The organism is Woeseia sp. D3-10 (assembly GCF_055809415.1).
Genome location: NZ_JBVVTW010000007.1, coordinates 959,688 through 975,257 on the forward strand (window position 1 = coordinate 959,688; position 15,570 = coordinate 975,257).

The window sequence follows — 15,570 nt, forward strand, 5'->3', positions numbered from 1 at the left end:
TAAATGTCAGGAGACGTCCTTCCAGATCTGCTTCTTCAGCATCGATGCGATGATAAAAAACACAATCAGGAACATCAGTACCCAGGTACCCATAACCCGACGAGTGCTTCGCACAGGCTCACTGATGTATTCAAGAAAGTTGACGGTATCGCGAACGAAGTCATCAAACGCTTCAACCGGCAATGCACCGGCCGTCACGGGCTCGAAATGTTCGAAGTGCGGCGCACCGCCAGAGGCATCCTCAGAGAACACGGCCTTCTGCAATCCCTGTAGCTCCCAAAATACGTTGGGCATGCTGGTCCCGCCCAGGTACAGGTTATCAACACCCGTAGGGCTGGCTGCATCCAGGTAAAAGCCGCGCAGGAAATTATAGATGTAGTCCGTCCCTTTGGACCGGGCCATCAAAGACAAATCCGGTGGCACTTGCCCGAACCAGCGTTTCGCATCATCCGCAGGCATGTTGACTTCAATCGTCTCGAACATCTTTTCTGCGTTGAACATCAGGTTGTTTACGACCTGCTCTTCTGACAGCTCAAGGTCCTTGGCGATCGTCTTGTAGCGCACGTATTTGGCGGAATGACAGCCCGAGCAATAGTTCATGAAATTGCGAGCGCCGCGCTGCAAAGACGCAATGTTATCCACGTCATTTCCAGCCTTCTCCAGTGCCATCTCGGCACCGGCAGCCAGTCCCGCGCTGCTCCACAGTAGCAGTGACAGCGCAACAAGAATCCCTTTCTTATTTAGCATGGTAAACCACCCTGTCAGGCACCGGTTTGGTCTTGTCTATAGTTGAGTAATACGGCATCAGCAGGAAGAAGCCGAAGTAAATAACGGAGAACACTCGCGCCATTACAACGTAAAGATCTTCAGCTGGCTTGAGACCCAACCATCCGAGCATGACGAAGCTGATTGCGAACAGCGTCAAAGCGACGCGGTAAATCCAGCCACGGTAGCGTATGGACTTAACCCGCGAACGATCGAGCCACGGCAGGAACAACGGCAACAATACAGCCGCGCCCATGAGTATGGCGCCCCAAAGCTTGTTCGGTACGGCACGCAAAATTGCGTAGAACGGCGTGAAATACCAGACAGGCGCAATGTGCTCCGGCGTAGCCATGGTATTGGCCGGCTCGAAGTTGGCGTGCTCAAGGAAATAGCCCCCCATGTCCGGCGCAAAAAACACGACGAACGAGAAAATCATCAGGAACACGATGATGGCGACGAGATCCTTACTGGTGTGATAAGGGTGAAACGCAACACCGTCCAGCGGTATGCCATCAGGACCTTTGCGTTCCTTGATTTCTATACCGTCCGGGTTGTTTGAGCCGACTTCATGCAACGCCATGATATGCACAACCACCAGCCCGATCAGCGCCAGTGGCAAGGCAATAACGTGCAATGCGAAGAACCGGTTGAGCGTGATATCGGATATCGAGTAGTCGCCCCGAATCAGCTCCACTATCGAATCACCAACAACAGGAATAGCGCCGAACAAGGAGATGATGACCTGCGCGCCCCAATAGGACATTTGTCCCCATGGCAACAGATAACCGGCAAAAGCCTCCGCCATCAGCACAAAGAAGATCAGCATGCCGATAATCCAGATCAGCTCACGCGGCTTCTTGTAGGAACCGTAGAGCATGGCCCGGAACATGTGCAGGTAAACAATTATGAAAAAGAACGACGCGCCAGTGGAGTGCATGTAGCGTATCAGCCAGCCGAACTCGACATCGCGCATGATGTATTCGACCGACGCAAACGCATCCGCGGCAGCGGGTTTGTAATTCATGGTCAGGAATATGCCGGTCAGCAACTGAATGACCAGCACCACCATCGCCAGTACGCCGAACACGTACCAGATATTGAAATTCTTCGATGCGTAGTATTCGGTGACGTGCTCCTTCATCAACTTGGTGAAAGGGAACCGATCGTCGATCCATTTCATCAAGCCACCGGTCGGAGTGCCGATTTCAGATTCGATACGCGCCATTTATGCTACTCCTGTGTCGGCGCCAATCATGATGACGTCATCGCGGATAAAGCGATACGGCGGCACTCGTAAGTTGGTCGGCGCCGGTACGCCTTTATAGACGCGTCCAGCCAAATCAAAGCGCGAGCCGTGGCAAGGGCAGAAAAAACCACCAAACCAGTCATCGGTGGGGCCTACCTGAAATTGCGGCAACGGTGCACAACCCAGGTGCGTGCAAGAACCCTCAATAACGAGGTATTCAGGACGAACCGAGCGGTACTCATTGACTGCGTATTCTGGCTGCTGCTCCACCACTGTTGAATCCGGGTCCCGTAGCAGGTCCGTCGTCTTCGATAGCCGCGCCAGCATTTCTTTATCGCGGCGCACGACGTAAACCAGCTTGCCTCGCCAGATCACTCGCACCATGGCGCCGGGCTCCAGCGCACTGACTGGAACCTCCACCGGAGCTCCCAACGCCTGAGCGCGTGCGCTCGGCTTGAGGGAGGACAAGAACGGAATGGAGGCGAGGACTAAGCCCGCACCTCCGGTCACGGCGGTGGCAACAGTTAAAAAATGACGCCTGTTGCGATCAACGTCGTCGGTCATCGGGCACTCCCATACACCGGCCTAAGGCCGCAATTTTTGCTGTGTTCGAAAACTGGTAGATTTGCAGCAGACCCGATTTGTCGTCAGGATGACGGCTGATCCGGGACTGGGTGCGGAACCAAGGCGGCATTATATACATTTAGCCGCGAACGTGGCTACACGCTAGGCCATCAAGTTCAATCCCACGCGTTGCTAACACTAATTAATTTCGACTATTCGTCAGGAGGCCTGGTGGCCCGCATCAAGCCGGCACTGCTGTTTTTGCTGCAATCTGTTTGCATTGGACTGGCTGCAGCCTTTGTCGTCGTACTGTTTCGGCCGGATTTATTGCCGCAGGCCGCCAACGGCCGGGTCATCACCGTGCCTCCGGCCAGTTACGCCGACGCTGTGGATATTGGCGCTCCGTCAGTCGCCAACATCTACACCCGCCGGCTCGTACAGGCCGAGCCGGAAAATAACAACACCGACCGGCTGCGCCTGAATACCAGCCTCGGATCAGCCGTCGTCATTGACGCCGATGGCTATCTAGTCACCAATTACCATGTCATCGCTGACGCGGCAGAAATCCGCGTGCAAATGGCGGATGGCCGTATCGCCGACCCGCAGGTGGTCGGCTTTGATGCCGAAACCGACCTCGCACTCCTGAAAGTGGAGCTCGGCACTCTGCCCGCTATCCCTCTGGGCCGATCAAGCAGCCTGCGCATAGGCGACGTCGTCCTCGCTATCGGCAATCCCTACGGCCTGACCAAGACCGTGACCCAGGGCATAGTCAGCGCGACCGGCCGCGGCCAGTTGAACCTGATGACGTTTGAAAACTTCATTCAGACCGATGCCGCGATCAATGAAGGCAATTCCGGCGGTGCACTTATTAACAGCCTGGGTGAGCTGGTCGGCATCAATACCGCCGTACTAGCGCAGGACGCAGGTACAGAGGGCATCAGTTTCGCCATCCCGGTTGATCTCGTGCGTGGCGTGGTCGACGCGCTGAAACGCGACGGGCGTGTCATTCGCGGCTACATAGGACTGGACTCGGACGAGCTGACACCCGCTGAAGCTGAATCGCTCGGACTCCCTGCTGAAATCGGCATTCTGCTGAACGCCGTTCGCGCCGGTGGGCCAGCTGATATCGCCGGACTGGCCGCTGGTGATGTGGTGCTGGCGATAAACGGCGAGCCCATACGCACCCGCCAGCAAGCTTTGCTGCTGGTTGCCGGACTGGAGCCCGGCGACAAGGTCGAGATGGACGGCTGGCGGGACGGTCAACGGTTTCGCGCCGAACTAATCGTCGTGGAACGCCCGCCCGAATTCTGAGCCTGCACAGCAGACCCAAGGCATCTTAGCCAGGATCGGCCGCTTGCAGTGACTGCCATTCTTCCGGCGTGTGCGCGCGAATGGACATGGCGTGAATTTCGTTGCCCATCAGTGCGCCAAGGCAGCGGTAGACCAGCTGATGCCGGGCGATTGGCCGTTTGCCGGTGAACGCCTCGGCAACCACCAGCGTCTCGAAATGCGTGTTGTCAGGACTCATCACCCGAACTTCCGCGTCTGGCATTCCGGCTTTGATGAGTTTCTCTACTTCTGTTGGTTCCATGGGCGTACGCTCGATCGGCGGGCCCGCCACATTGGCGGGCCGGACTACTATTGGCCGCGCAGTGTAGCAAATGCGGCGGCGCAAATTTGCCCGCTTTCAAGCGGGTCCCATGTCAGGATTGATTGTGTATGATGAGCCTCCCGGACCGCGCGCAGCAAGCGCTGGGCGACACGCGGCCGGTCCCCGAGTCTTTTTGTAGTACTAAATATATGCTTGGCAATATTGTTGAAATTATTGCCGGACTGTCACTCCTGATCTGGGGCGCAGACCGGTTCGTGTATGGCGGTGCAGCTATTGCGCGAAACCTTGGCGTCGCGCCGCTGCTCATCGGCTTGACCATCGTTGCAATCGCCACTTCGGCGCCGGAAATTCTGGTTTCCGTTGTCGCCTCTCTGCGTGGCGAACCTGAACTGGCCATCGGCAACGCGATTGGCTCCAACTCCGCAAACATCGGCCTGGTTCTTGGCGCCATCGCGTTATTCCGGCCGATAGAACTGACCTCTGAAACTCTGCGCCGGGAGATGCCAGCACTGTTGGCTGTTTCACTGTTAACGGTGTCCCTGTTTCTGGACTCTTACCTCAGCCGAATCGACGGCTTTGTACTCCTAACCGCATTGATCATCGTCATGGTGTGGCTCACCCGGGTCGGTATCCGCTCGTCCGCCAACGACCCCATGCGCAACGACTACGAAGCCGAAATCCCCAGCAACGTCTCGATGCGGAAGGCTGCGATCTGGCTCGCCATAGGGCTGGGAACCTTGCTATTCGGCGCTGATTTGCTGGTTGACGGTGCCATCGAAATTGCCCGCCATTTCGGCGTATCTGAAGTAGTCATTGGCATAACGCTGGTAGCGATAGCGACCAGCCTGCCGGAACTGGCGGTGTCGCTGGTCAGTGCCTACAAAGGCGAGTACGGCCTGGCGATTGGCAACATCGTCGGCTCGAACATATTCAACTTGCTGGCGGTTATTGGCGTCGCCGCGAGCATTCAACCACTGGGCCTGCCGCCATCGGTTTTGTCGCTGCATATATTTGTCATGGTTGCCTTTACCCTGGTTCTGTTCGCCATGACCTACGAGTACGAAGGTGAAGGTCGTGTAAGCCGCTTCGAAGGTTTGTGCCTGATCTGCGCGTACTTCGCATATACCGGCTACGTCGTGGTGCAGAACGTATAAACTGACAGCTCGTTAGATACAGGACATCAATTGATCTCCAAACTCACAGCGGCGGAACAAAAAGCACTGGCAGAACGGGTGCTGGACATCGAATCTCGGGCCGTGAGCACACTGGCCGAGCGACTCGATGAGTCTTTTTCTGCTGCCTGCCAACTGTGCCTCGACCTGACAGGTCGGGTCGTTGTGACCGGCATGGGTAAAATCCGGCCACATTGCCCGCAAGATCGCCTCCACCCTCGCCAGCACGGGTACACCTGCTTTTTATATGCACCCGGCCGAAGCCAGCCACGGCGACCTCGGCATGATCACCAGCCAGGACCTGATGCTGGCCGTCTCAAATTCCGGCGAAACACAGGAAATCATCACTATCCTGCCGCTGGTCAAGCGTATGGGTGCAAAGTTGATTTCGATGACGGGCAAACCGCGCTCGACACTCGCGAGAGCAGCGGACGTGCATTTTGATGTCAGCGTTACAGAAGAGGCCTGCCCTTTGAATCTGGCCCCTACCGCCAGCACCACGGCAACGCTCGCGATGGGCGATGCGCTCGCTGTTGCGCTGCTCGAGAGCCGTGGCTTTACAGCCGAAGACTTCGCACTTTCGCATCCGAGCGGATCATTGGGGAAACGCCTGTTGCTGCGTGTCGTCGATATCATGCACAGCGGCCCAGCCATTCCGAAAGTTACTGCAGAGGTCAGTCTCAGTGCCGGGCTGGTAGAAATGTCACAGAAAGGCCTTGGCATGACCGCCGTTGTCGACCTGCAACAGCGTATTCTCGGCATTTTCACGGACGGTGATTTGCGGCGAACTTTGGACAGTGGCGTCGATGTACACAAGGTGCCAATGGCTGAAGTCATGCACCGTAGCTGCAAAACGATATCAGCAGACTCGCTGGCCGCCGAGGCAATACACGTTATGGAAGAACACAAGATCAACGGCCTGTTAGTTACTGACAAAGACGGCGTACTGGTCGGCGCACTGAATATCCACGACCTGTTTCGGGCGGGGATCGTATGAGTACTGACAAGCTGACACCGCGACTGGCCGCTATTCAGCTCGCTGCGTTCGATATCGACGGTGTATTTACCGATGGCCGCTTTTACCTGTCCGATGACGGCGTTGAAAGCAAAGCGTTTTGCACGCTCGATGGCTACGGAGTTAGACGCCTCCTGGAGGCCGGTATAGCGGTTGCGGTAATCAGCGGCCGGCGTTCCCCCGCAGTCGAGAAGCGCATGGCAGAACTCGGTGTGCAGCACGTGCACCTCGGCTGCAAAGACAAGGTTGCCGTGTTCGATACTTTGCTGACGCAACTCAAATTGCAGGCTTCGCAATGCTCCTATACCGGTGACGATGTGCCCGACCTGCCCTTGCTGCGCCGTGCCGGTGTCGCTATCGCCGTTGCGAATGCCCATCCGCAGGTAGTGGCTGAGTGCGACTTTGTCACCCAGTGGCGTGGCGGCTACGGCGCCGTCCGCGACGTCTGTGACCGATTGCTTGCAGCCCGCGACCAGCACGCACCGGAATGATGATGCTGCGTGCGACAACCCTGCCAGCGCCGACCAGTCTTAGTACCCGGGCAAGCCCGTTATGACCGGCCGGCATGTCGCCGGTTTCATTGCCCTGCTCGGAACGGCAGCCGCCACCTGGTACCTCGCGAGTTCACTGGATACCGAACCACCACCGGTGTCGGGCAACGGCGATATTCAGCAAGGCTACTATCTTCGTTCTGCCCGCATCCTGGGCACCGGCGACTCCGGCCAGTTGCTTTACGAAATCGAAGCAGAATATGCCGAGCAGCGCGGTAGTGACGAGATCGCATTCGATAACGTCAGAATAAAATATGCTGCTGATTCAGATATACCGTGGTCCGTCAGCGCGGACCAGGCCGTTATCGCCGGGGAACAACAACGCCTGACCCTGTCCGGCCATGTAGTGGCGGTCAGCAACCGGGGCTCTTCCGGGGCAGTAACGGAGATTCGAACGGACTGGCTGGAGCTCGAGCCGGAAAAGTACCGCGCCGCGACCGACCAACGCGTCCAGATACGTATCGGCGAGCGCAGTCTGACCGCAACGGGCATGGAAGCCCTGTTTGACCAGAACCGATTGCAGCTAAAGTCAAATGTCAGCGGCAAGTTTGCGCCCTGATAACGTAGAATGACCGTCTCTCTGAACCCTGAAGCGCGTTGTTGGTCCTCACTTTGATGTTAAATCGATCTCACTTGCTGTTCGTCATCTATGCGCTATCTGCTCTTGCCGGTTTACCAGCGACTGTGCACGCGCAGGCTAGCGACCTGCGACTGCCCATCTCACTGGATGCAGACTCGACGGACTACGACGGCAAGAATTCGATGCTGATGTTCCGGGGGCTGCGTCTGACACAGGGCGTCATAGGTGTCGAAGCCGATACTGGCCGCGCCAGCAAGCTCGACTTCGAAGACAGTGTTTGGCAATTTTCCGGCAACGTGCGTATCGACACCGGCAACGGCCAGATCCGCTGCGAGGATGCCAACCTGCATTTCGCAGGTCACGAGCTACGCCTCGCCAGCATCACCGGTTCGCCTGCCACGTTCGAGCTGCGCCGGCCAGACAGTGATCAGGTGACCTACGCGGAAGCCGGGAAACTTGAGTACAACTTTAGCGACGGCGTTATTGAGTTTTCAGATAAAGCCATGATCACTGAAGGCGGCAACCAGATATCCAGTAATTTTCTCGTCTACAACATACGTGAGCGCCGTATCAATGCCGACTCAAGTGGCAACGGCGGCGAAAAGGTCAAGATCACCTACACCCCGGACAGCCGGAGCGATGGCGAGCCTGCGCAAGAAGACGCACCCGATGCCGCAGCACCGGACGACAACGGGGATGGCGTGCAATGAGCATATTGAGCGTCCAGGAGATCGCGAAACGCTACAAATTCAGGGAAGTCGTCAAGAACATTTCCCTCGAAATATCCAGCGGCGAAGTCGTCGGGCTGCTCGGCCCCAATGGCGCGGGCAAAACCACCGCCTTTTATATGATTGTCGGCCTGATCGCGGCGGATCGCGGGCGCATCTTGCTGGACGGTAAAGACCTTACTGCGCTGCCCATGCATCGCCGGGCGTCAATGGGACTGGGCTACCTGCCGCAGGAAGCGTCAATATTTCGCAAACTTACCGTCGAACAGAACGTACTCGCGATTCTTGAGAACCGCGATGATCTGGACAGGGCTGGCCGTGAACAGGAGCTTGACCAGTTGCTCGACGAACTGCACGTCGGCCATGTCCGTACCAGCCTCGGGATCAGCCTGTCGGGCGGCGAACGGCGGCGCGTCGAAATTGCCAGAGCCCTCGCCGCTAACCCCCGCTTTGTCTTGCTGGACGAACCGTTCGCCGGCGTCGACCCGATCTCCGTGCTCTGATATTCAACGCATTATCAAACATTTATGCGATCGCGACATCGGCGTGCTGATTACCGACCACAATGTCCGGGAAACACTCGGAATCTGCGAACGAGCCTATATACTGAATGATGGCAGCCTGATCGCATCGGGCCCGCCCGATGAAATTTTGAGCAATCAGCACGTTCGAGAAGTGTATCTCGGACAGGAGTTCAAACTCTGAACAGAATGTGTACCCAGAATCCCGCCGCTAACGCCTGCAGTTATTCCTGATGCTAAAACCGTCGCTTCAACTCAAACTCGGTCAATCGTTGACGATGACCCCGCAGTTGCAACAAGCCATACGGCTGCTGCAACTGCCGGTGCTGGACCTCAGCGCTCAAATTCAGGAAGCGCTCGAAGAAAACATCATGTTGGAGATGGAGGACCTGCCCGAGGTTCCCGCCAACAGTGCCGATTCCACCGCCGAAGTCGAAACCATCAAGGCGGAAGAAAACTGGCAATCGAGCTCCATGGAACGTATGCAGGACGGAGGCTGGAACGGCGAAGGCCGCACCAGTGACGATTATGCCGATCAAAGCGGCGAATCTCTGCGCGATCACCTGCTCTGGCAACTCGAACTCGATAGTTTCGACGAACGTGAAACATTGATCGGCGAAGCATTGATCGACGCGATCAATGACGACGGATACCTGACGGCTGAGTTCGATGATGTACGCGCCTGTGTCGACATCGGCAATGCTCCCAGCGATGATGAGATCGAATTTACGTTGCAGAAGATACAGCGCCTGGATCCCGTCGGAGTTGGCGCGCGCACTCTTTCTGAATGCATCGTGTTGCAGTTATCGCAACTCGACGAACAAACCCCTGGCCTGAAACTCGCCATCGATCTCGCGGCAGAACACCTCGACCTGATCGCCAGTCAGGAATACGCCGAGCTGCGGCGCAGCCAGCGTGCCTCGGAAGAAGAACTGGACGGAGCACTGGCCCTGATAAAAGGCTGCCACCCGAAGCCTGGCCTCGCGGTCAGCCCGGCGGCGCCCGAGTACGTCATCCCCGACGTTTTTGTCAGAAAGATCGATAATCAATGGCACGTCGAAGTCAGCTCGTCCGGCATTCCACGACTGTCCGTAAACCAACAGTACGCACAATTACTGCGTGGCAGCGGCGATCATTCCGTTTTGCGCTCGCAGCTGCAGGAAGCCAGGTGGCTGGTCAGGAGCCTCGAAATCCGCAACGAGACATTGATGAAGGTCGCCACTTGCATAGTGGCCAGACAACACGAGTTTCTGGACTTCGGCGACGAGTCCATGAAGCCATTGGTTCTGCGCGACGTAGCCGAATCAATTGGCATGCACGAATCAACGATTTCTCGTGTTACAACCAACAAATATATGCACACACCGCGCGGCGTGTTTGAGTTCAAGTACTTCTTCTCAAGCCACCTTTCGACAACGGACGGTGATGACCAGTCGTCAACAGCCGTTCGCGCGAAAATACGCAAGCTGATTGGCGCGGAAGACCCGAGTAAACCGCTGAGTGACAGCAAAATAGCCACAGTACTCGAGCAGGAAGGCATAAACGTTGCGAGACGCACGGTTGCGAAGTACCGTGAAGCTATGAAAATTTTATCGTCCAGCGAGCGGCGGGTCCGCAAACCCAAATAGGCAAAACTGACAGTTCCCAAAGCAACAGGAGGATTTTAAAGCGCTATTTACTTTGTCGACGCCAGTGGAAACACCAGAGACAGGGGGAGCGAAGGTGAGTCCACTTTTAGCAACACGGGAGAACACCATGCAACTAAGCGTAACAGGCCATCACGTAGACGTAACCACGGCAATGAGGAATTACGTTGCCACCAAGATCGAAAAAGTCGAACGGCATTTTGATCTTGTTTCTGATGTGCATTGCGTACTGACTGTCGAAAAACTCCGCCACAAAGCAGAAGCGACAGTCAACGTAAACGGTGGCAGAATACACGCTGACGCAACAGAAGATGACATGTACGCGGCAATAGACAGCCTCGTAGATAAACTTGATCGTCAAGTCAGAAAGCACAAGGAAAAGCTAGCTGACCATCACGCCAGAGAAGCGGACAAACGATCTTACGGCTAACTACCTTGGCCCCGCGCTTGCATCGTCAACGCAGCGCGGGGCCAAACCCCTCCACTCCGGGCGACGGCGCTCCAGCCCCCAGAATCACGCGATGATCCTCGAAGAACTTATCAATCCCGACAACGTCCTGTGCAATGCACACGCTCGTAGCAAGAAACATTGTCTCGAGATTCTCAGCGAGTTACTTGCGCGCTCGGCGGGCGAAATCTCCAATGAAGAAATCTTTTCACGGCTGATTGAACGCGAACGTCTGGGCTGCACCAGCCTTGATGCCGGCATTGCGTTTCCGCATTGTCGGGTAGAGGGTGTTACTGCCAGTTCCGGCGCGCTGATGAAGCTGTCCAGCCCGGTCGACTTCGATGCCAGTGACGGCGAAGATGTGGATATAGTATTTGGTCTGATGGTTCCTGTAGAACTCGGCGACAGCCACCGCGCGGACATCAGCATGATCGCCAGCACTCTGATGAGTAAGGACTTGCGTGCGGCTATCAGGGCGGCGAAGACCAGCAAAGAACTGTATCAGGCGTTGCTAAGCGAGCACCGACCTGCTAATGATGCGGACGAAGAAGCAGAAGCGGCCACAATCCCAGAATAAAATCAGCCAGCTCATAACCAAGGCCAGCAATACGATGTCAGAAGAAACCCGGCTCATAATGGTCAGCGGGCTTTCCGGTTCCGGAAAGAGCGTCGCTCTCCATGTGCTAGAAGATTTGGGCTACTACTGCATTGACAACATGCCAGCCGCGCTCATCCGGTCGGTAATTGACGAAGTCACCCGATTCGAAGAACGGGCCGTTGCGCGTATCGCCGTAGGCATTGATGCCCGCAACCGACAGCGGGATATCGAGGCACTGCCGGATACCATTAAAGAGCTGCGCGACAACAACATTCAAACTGATGTCCTGTTTCTCCAGGCCGACGACGACATACTGCTAAAGCGTTACAGCGAGACCAGGCGCCGGCACCCTCTGTCCGGTGACGGCACAGCACTGCGCGCAGCGATACTGCACGAACGGGAGCTATTAGGCCCTATTATCAATCTCGCTGATCTCATCATCGATACTTCGACGAGCAGTGTTTACGAACTCGCTGACGCCATTCGCGACCGGGTTGATCGGCGTGGCAAGAAAATGCTGTCCGTCCTGATCGAATCGTTTGGTTTCAAACACGGCATACCGGCGGACGCTGATTTTGTTTTCGACCTGCGCAGTCTGCCCAACCCCTATTGGCAACCGAACTTGCGCAGCCTGACCGGCCAGGACGAAGCCGTCGCCGAATTCCTGGATAAACAACCGCCGTTCATTCGCATGCACGACGACGTACTGGGCTTTTTACAGCACTGGATACCGGAATACGTCAAATTTGACCGCAGCTACCTGACCGTTGCGTTGGGCTGTACGGGCGGCCAGCATCGCTCGGTTTACATGGCCGAAAAACTGGCCAAAGCGCTGCAGCTGACGCACGACCCCGTCCTTGCCCGCCACAACGAATTGCGCAAGCGCGACAGTCACTAAGCCCGCCCCGCCGCCAACAAAGGCGGCACAAGTCACGTCGCGTACGTGCTACGCCCCGCGATCCTCGCTACACTGCTCAACATCCCCGCCAGTACGCCGCTGCGGCAGGCGCCTCGCGGTGCAAGCAACACACAGGACGCCCCCATGGACAGCAACGACGCAAAACAGACCACTCTGTCGATGCTCCGGGAACGCCTTAATGCCGGTCGTATGCGAGCGGCGCGGCGTCTCGTAGGCAATCTGCACCCCGCCGAACTGGCACGCTTGCTTGAGTCATTGCCGCTGCGCGGACGCGGCGTTATCTGGGAGATGATCGGCCCCGACATTGAGGGCGATGTACTGGTAGAACTTGCCGACGAAGTCCGTAACGGACTGATCGAAGGCATGGCAACTGACGAACTGATCGCCGCCGTCGAAGGCATGGAGATCGACGATCTCGCGGACTTGCTGGCCGAACTTCCTGACGCGCTGACCCGCGAGGTACTCAAGTCACTGGATCACCAGGATCACGAACGGCTAACCCAGATTCTGGCCTACGACGAGGACAGTGCCGGCGGCCTGATGAACGTCGACATAGTGACGGTGCGGCCTGACGTCACTCTGGACGTTGTGCAACGTTACCTGCGAGCACGTGGCGAAATTCCTGACGGAACCGACACTATCTTTGTCGTGGACCGGGACAACAAGTATATGGGTGCGCTGTTCCTGTCGCGAATACTGACAGCCGACCAGGACAAATCGGTGGGTGAAGTCATGTCCACTGACATCGTTCCAATCCCCGCTTCTGCACGTTCGCAGGATGTTGTCTGGGAGTTCGAACACCGCGACCTGTTGTCCGCTCCGGTAGCCGATGAACACAATCGCGTCGTCGGTCGTATCACAGTGGACGATGTCGTTGACGTCATCCGGGAAGAAGCAGAACACTCGTTGATGGGTGCTGCCGGTCTTGACGAGGAAGACGACATGTTCGCGCCGGTTGCGAAGAGTGCCCGGCGCCGGGCTTTGTGGCTCGGCATCAATCTCGCCACCGCATTTCTGGCCGCGTCAGTGGTTGACTTGTTCCAGACAACGATCGACAAGATCGTGCTTTTGGCCGTGCTAATGCCGGTTGTTCCCAGCATGGGTGGAATCGCAGGCACGCAGTCGTTAACGATCATGACCCGGGCAATTGCACTCGGTCAGATAGACAAGACCAACGCACGGCGTATTTTTCGCAAGGAAGTGCTCGTTGGTGTTCTCAACGGTTTCGGCTGGGCCGCGGTCGTTGCTTTGTTCACACTGCTTTGGTTTAAGGACTGGCGAATCGGCGCGGTCATCGCGGGCGCGATGTGCATCAATCTGATCATCGCAGCGGCGGCAGGTTTCGCCATACCGATGACGATGAAACGAATGAATATAGACCCGGCGCTGGCTGGCGGAGTCGTACTAACCACGATCACCGACGTGGTCGGATACATGGCGTTTCTTGGCCTCGGCGCTATGTTCCTGATCTAGCCGGCGACCCGTTCAAAGCCCGTTAAACTTCAACACCGGGTGACGACCGGTTAAATCATTCGATACCCACTGAGGCGCGTAGAGCCGTGGTACGGGTTCGCCGCGGACAAATGCTTCCAGCTGATCGCGCACATTCATGGCGTCGCGGTACCCCAATTCAATCAGGTCCCGGGTGTATTCACTCTCGAACAACAAGAAACTCAGTAAGCGACTGCTCCCACCACGTCCGCCTATGCCGCGTAGCAGGGCTCGCACAGGGACTGGCATCGACTTACGGTGTTCATAGGCAATCTCGCGCAAATCACAGCTCGGCAATACAATCATCGTATCGATTGCCCGCATGCCCTCCAGCGCGCCCTTGCGGTGCTCGACCGGCACAGAGTCGATAAGCTCATTGATGCGAGTCAATCGCTCCAGGTCCGAGTACAGACCATCCATGAACAGCGTGTCCAGCATGTAGCCGGCAATCGTCGCCATACTCGGAAACGGTTGCTCAGTTCCCGGCGCGATCCCCGGATCGGCTGTTTCGTCGCGCACGCCAATAACCAGTATACGGTCCGCCCCAAGGTGTACAGCCGGGCTCAAGGGTGTTGCCTGACGCATCGCGCCGTCGCCGAAATATTCACCGCCGATCATGACCGGTGGAAATATCATCGGAACAGCAATACTTGCCATCAAGTGATCAAGGTTCAGCTCACCGCCCACACCAACCCGCCGGGTCCTTGCCCAGTTCTCCTGATCTTCTCTTCCCTGGAAGAACGAGGTTGAGCGCGCGGTTGCGTAACCCGCCGCTGTTATGGCCACGGACTGCAAGCAACCTTCCTCGATAACTTTTTCGAGGCGCGGAAAGCGCACTTTGCGACTGAGCAGCGTCCGTAACGGCGAGTTGTCGAGCAACGAGTTCGGTGTACCCGCAGAAATTGCCGCCCAAGATGATAGCCGCCATCCAGTGCAGACTGCTCTTCAACATGGTCCAGGCGTCGGAACGGTAGACCTGTTCGCAATGAAAATTGCCCCATACGTGTTCCAGCGCCTGCACAGCGATCGAGAAGTGCCGCGCGCGTGTCGCCAACACCACAGAATTGATAGCGCCTGCCGACGTACCGCTGATGATAGGGAACGGATTCGCACACCCGGGCGGAGTTAGCTCAGCGATGGCCTTGAGTACGCCTACCTGGAACGCACCGCGCGCACCGCCGCCAGGAAGAACCAGGGCTGTATTGTGTTTGTTAGGCTGTCTATTCATGCGTGGCAGGCATTATAGTGCGCTCAGCACTGCATCAATACCATGCAGTCCACAAAATACCGATTGACTGCAATCGACGTTAGCTAAGAGGAGCATCACCATGTTGCGTTTAATCGTCGCGATAGCAACTGCCAGTACACTGCTGCTGGCCCTGCCGGCTACGGCCGGCGATCTTGAGCCCGGCAACAAAGCCCCGGATTTCAGCCTGACCGACCAGAATGGCAAAACCCATACACTTCAGGACTACCGCAACCAATGGGTTGCCCTGTACTTCTACCCGAAAGACGACACACCCGGATGCACAACGGAAGCCTGTGAGTTTCGCGATGACATTTTCGAGTTCCGACGCAAAGATTGCGCTGTTATCGGTGTCAGCCTTGATAGCGAAGAATCGCATAAAGCCTTCGCCGAGAAGCACGGCCTGCCGTTTCCGTTACTGGCGGGCACCGCTGGCGAGGCGGCGTGATGCTTACGGCGTCAAAGTCA

At 56.7% G+C, this 15,570-nt stretch carries 16 protein-coding genes and 3 pseudogenes; 13 read left to right on the top strand and 6 right to left on the bottom strand.

What is annotated here, in order from left to right:
* Nucleotides 1–6: 6 nt before the first annotated feature.
* Genes AC0L8N_RS05065 through petA form a run of 3 tightly spaced genes read right to left on the bottom strand, consistent with a single transcriptional unit; the run spans nucleotide 7 to nucleotide 2,575 of the window.
* Nucleotides 7–747: a cytochrome c1 gene (locus AC0L8N_RS05065; protein ID WP_473666484.1), complete on the bottom strand. Its 741-nt coding sequence runs from the start codon at nucleotides 745–747 to the stop codon at nucleotides 7–9.
* Entirely contained in the window at nucleotides 737–1,990 is a 1,254-nt protein-coding gene (locus tag AC0L8N_RS05070) for a cytochrome b (protein WP_473666485.1), read from the bottom strand. The genes AC0L8N_RS05065 and AC0L8N_RS05070 overlap by 11 nt, the downstream gene beginning before the upstream one ends.
* Nucleotides 1,991–2,575 carry a ubiquinol-cytochrome c reductase iron-sulfur subunit gene (gene petA, locus AC0L8N_RS05075; RefSeq protein ID WP_473666486.1) on the bottom strand — a complete coding sequence of 195 codons (585 nt, stop codon included), beginning with the start codon at nucleotides 2,573–2,575 and terminating at the stop codon, nucleotides 1,991–1,993.
* A gap of 231 nt (nucleotides 2,576–2,806) precedes the next feature.
* Between petA and AC0L8N_RS05080 the strand changes: the two genes are divergently transcribed.
* Nucleotides 2,807–3,886: a S1C family serine protease gene (locus AC0L8N_RS05080; RefSeq protein ID WP_473666487.1), complete on the top strand. Its 1,080-nt coding sequence runs from the start codon at nucleotides 2,807–2,809 to the stop codon at nucleotides 3,884–3,886.
* 25 nt (nucleotides 3,887–3,911) lie between these two features.
* On the opposite strand, the gene AC0L8N_RS05085 is transcribed toward AC0L8N_RS05080, so the two are convergent.
* A complete protein-coding gene (locus tag AC0L8N_RS05085; protein ID WP_473666488.1) occupies nucleotides 3,912–4,166 on the bottom strand; it encodes a BolA family protein in 255 nt (84 codons plus the stop codon).
* Between the two features lie 128 nt (nucleotides 4,167–4,294).
* Here AC0L8N_RS05085 and AC0L8N_RS05090 point away from each other — a divergent pair, with 128 nt between their 5' ends.
* From AC0L8N_RS05090 to mgtE, 11 genes and pseudogenes are all read left to right on the top strand, one after another.
* Nucleotides 4,295–5,341 carry a calcium/sodium antiporter gene (locus AC0L8N_RS05090; RefSeq protein WP_473666489.1) on the top strand — a complete coding sequence of 349 codons (1,047 nt, stop codon included), beginning with the start codon at nucleotides 4,295–4,297 and terminating at the stop codon, nucleotides 5,339–5,341.
* Nucleotides 5,342–5,374: 33 nt separating this feature from the next.
* Nucleotides 5,375–6,356 (top strand): annotated as a pseudogene (locus tag AC0L8N_RS05095) (KpsF/GutQ family sugar-phosphate isomerase).
* On the top strand, nucleotides 6,353–6,865 hold the full coding sequence (locus AC0L8N_RS05100) for a KdsC family phosphatase (protein ID WP_473666490.1): 513 nt from the start codon (nucleotides 6,353–6,355) through the stop codon (nucleotides 6,863–6,865). Before AC0L8N_RS05095 ends, AC0L8N_RS05100 begins: the two are co-directional and overlap by 4 nt.
* Before the next feature lie 61 nt (nucleotides 6,866–6,926).
* The gene (gene lptC, locus AC0L8N_RS05105; RefSeq protein WP_473666491.1) at nucleotides 6,927–7,484 is read left to right on the top strand and encodes an LPS export ABC transporter periplasmic protein LptC; all 558 of its coding nucleotides are present in this window, start codon (nucleotides 6,927–6,929) and stop codon (nucleotides 7,482–7,484) included.
* A gap of 56 nt (nucleotides 7,485–7,540) precedes the next feature.
* The gene (locus AC0L8N_RS05110) at nucleotides 7,541–8,215 is read left to right on the top strand and encodes an LptA/OstA family protein (protein ID WP_473666492.1); all 675 of its coding nucleotides are present in this window, start codon (nucleotides 7,541–7,543) and stop codon (nucleotides 8,213–8,215) included.
* Nucleotides 8,212–8,938, top strand: a pseudogene (lptB, locus tag AC0L8N_RS05115) (LPS export ABC transporter ATP-binding protein). Before AC0L8N_RS05110 ends, lptB begins: the two are co-directional and overlap by 4 nt.
* 49 nt (nucleotides 8,939–8,987) lie before the next feature.
* Nucleotides 8,988–10,382, top strand: a complete 1,395-nt coding sequence (locus tag AC0L8N_RS05120) for an RNA polymerase factor sigma-54 (RefSeq protein ID WP_473666493.1) — start codon at nucleotides 8,988–8,990, stop codon at nucleotides 10,380–10,382.
* A gap of 127 nt (nucleotides 10,383–10,509) precedes the next feature.
* Complete coding sequence (gene hpf / locus AC0L8N_RS05125) at nucleotides 10,510–10,830, top strand: ribosome hibernation-promoting factor, HPF/YfiA family (RefSeq protein ID WP_068617307.1); 321 nt, start codon at nucleotides 10,510–10,512, stop codon at nucleotides 10,828–10,830.
* Between the two features lie 91 nt (nucleotides 10,831–10,921).
* On the top strand, nucleotides 10,922–11,425 hold the full coding sequence (locus tag AC0L8N_RS05130) for a PTS sugar transporter subunit IIA (protein WP_473666494.1): 504 nt from the start codon (nucleotides 10,922–10,924) through the stop codon (nucleotides 11,423–11,425).
* A 34-nt stretch (nucleotides 11,426–11,459) separates the two neighbouring features.
* Entirely contained in the window at nucleotides 11,460–12,344 is an 885-nt protein-coding gene (gene rapZ / locus AC0L8N_RS05135) for an RNase adapter RapZ (RefSeq protein ID WP_473666495.1), read from the top strand.
* Between the two features lie 144 nt (nucleotides 12,345–12,488).
* Nucleotides 12,489–13,838, top strand: a complete 1,350-nt coding sequence (gene mgtE / locus AC0L8N_RS05140; protein ID WP_473666496.1) for a magnesium transporter — start codon at nucleotides 12,489–12,491, stop codon at nucleotides 13,836–13,838.
* 12 nt (nucleotides 13,839–13,850) lie between these two features.
* Here the strand turns inward: mgtE and AC0L8N_RS05145 are convergent, their stop codons facing one another.
* Nucleotides 13,851–14,693: a patatin-like phospholipase family protein gene (locus AC0L8N_RS05145; RefSeq protein ID WP_473666497.1), complete on the bottom strand. Its 843-nt coding sequence runs from the start codon at nucleotides 14,691–14,693 to the stop codon at nucleotides 13,851–13,853.
* A gap of 151 nt (nucleotides 14,694–14,844) precedes the next feature.
* Nucleotides 14,845–15,084: pseudogene (locus AC0L8N_RS05150) on the bottom strand (patatin-like phospholipase family protein); the annotation flags it as partial.
* A gap of 100 nt (nucleotides 15,085–15,184) precedes the next feature.
* Here AC0L8N_RS05150 and AC0L8N_RS05155 point away from each other — a divergent pair.
* Nucleotides 15,185–15,550, top strand: coding sequence for a peroxiredoxin (locus AC0L8N_RS05155; RefSeq protein WP_473666498.1), 366 nt, complete (start codon nucleotides 15,185–15,187; stop codon nucleotides 15,548–15,550).
* The last annotated feature ends 20 nt before the right edge of the window (nucleotides 15,551–15,570 follow it).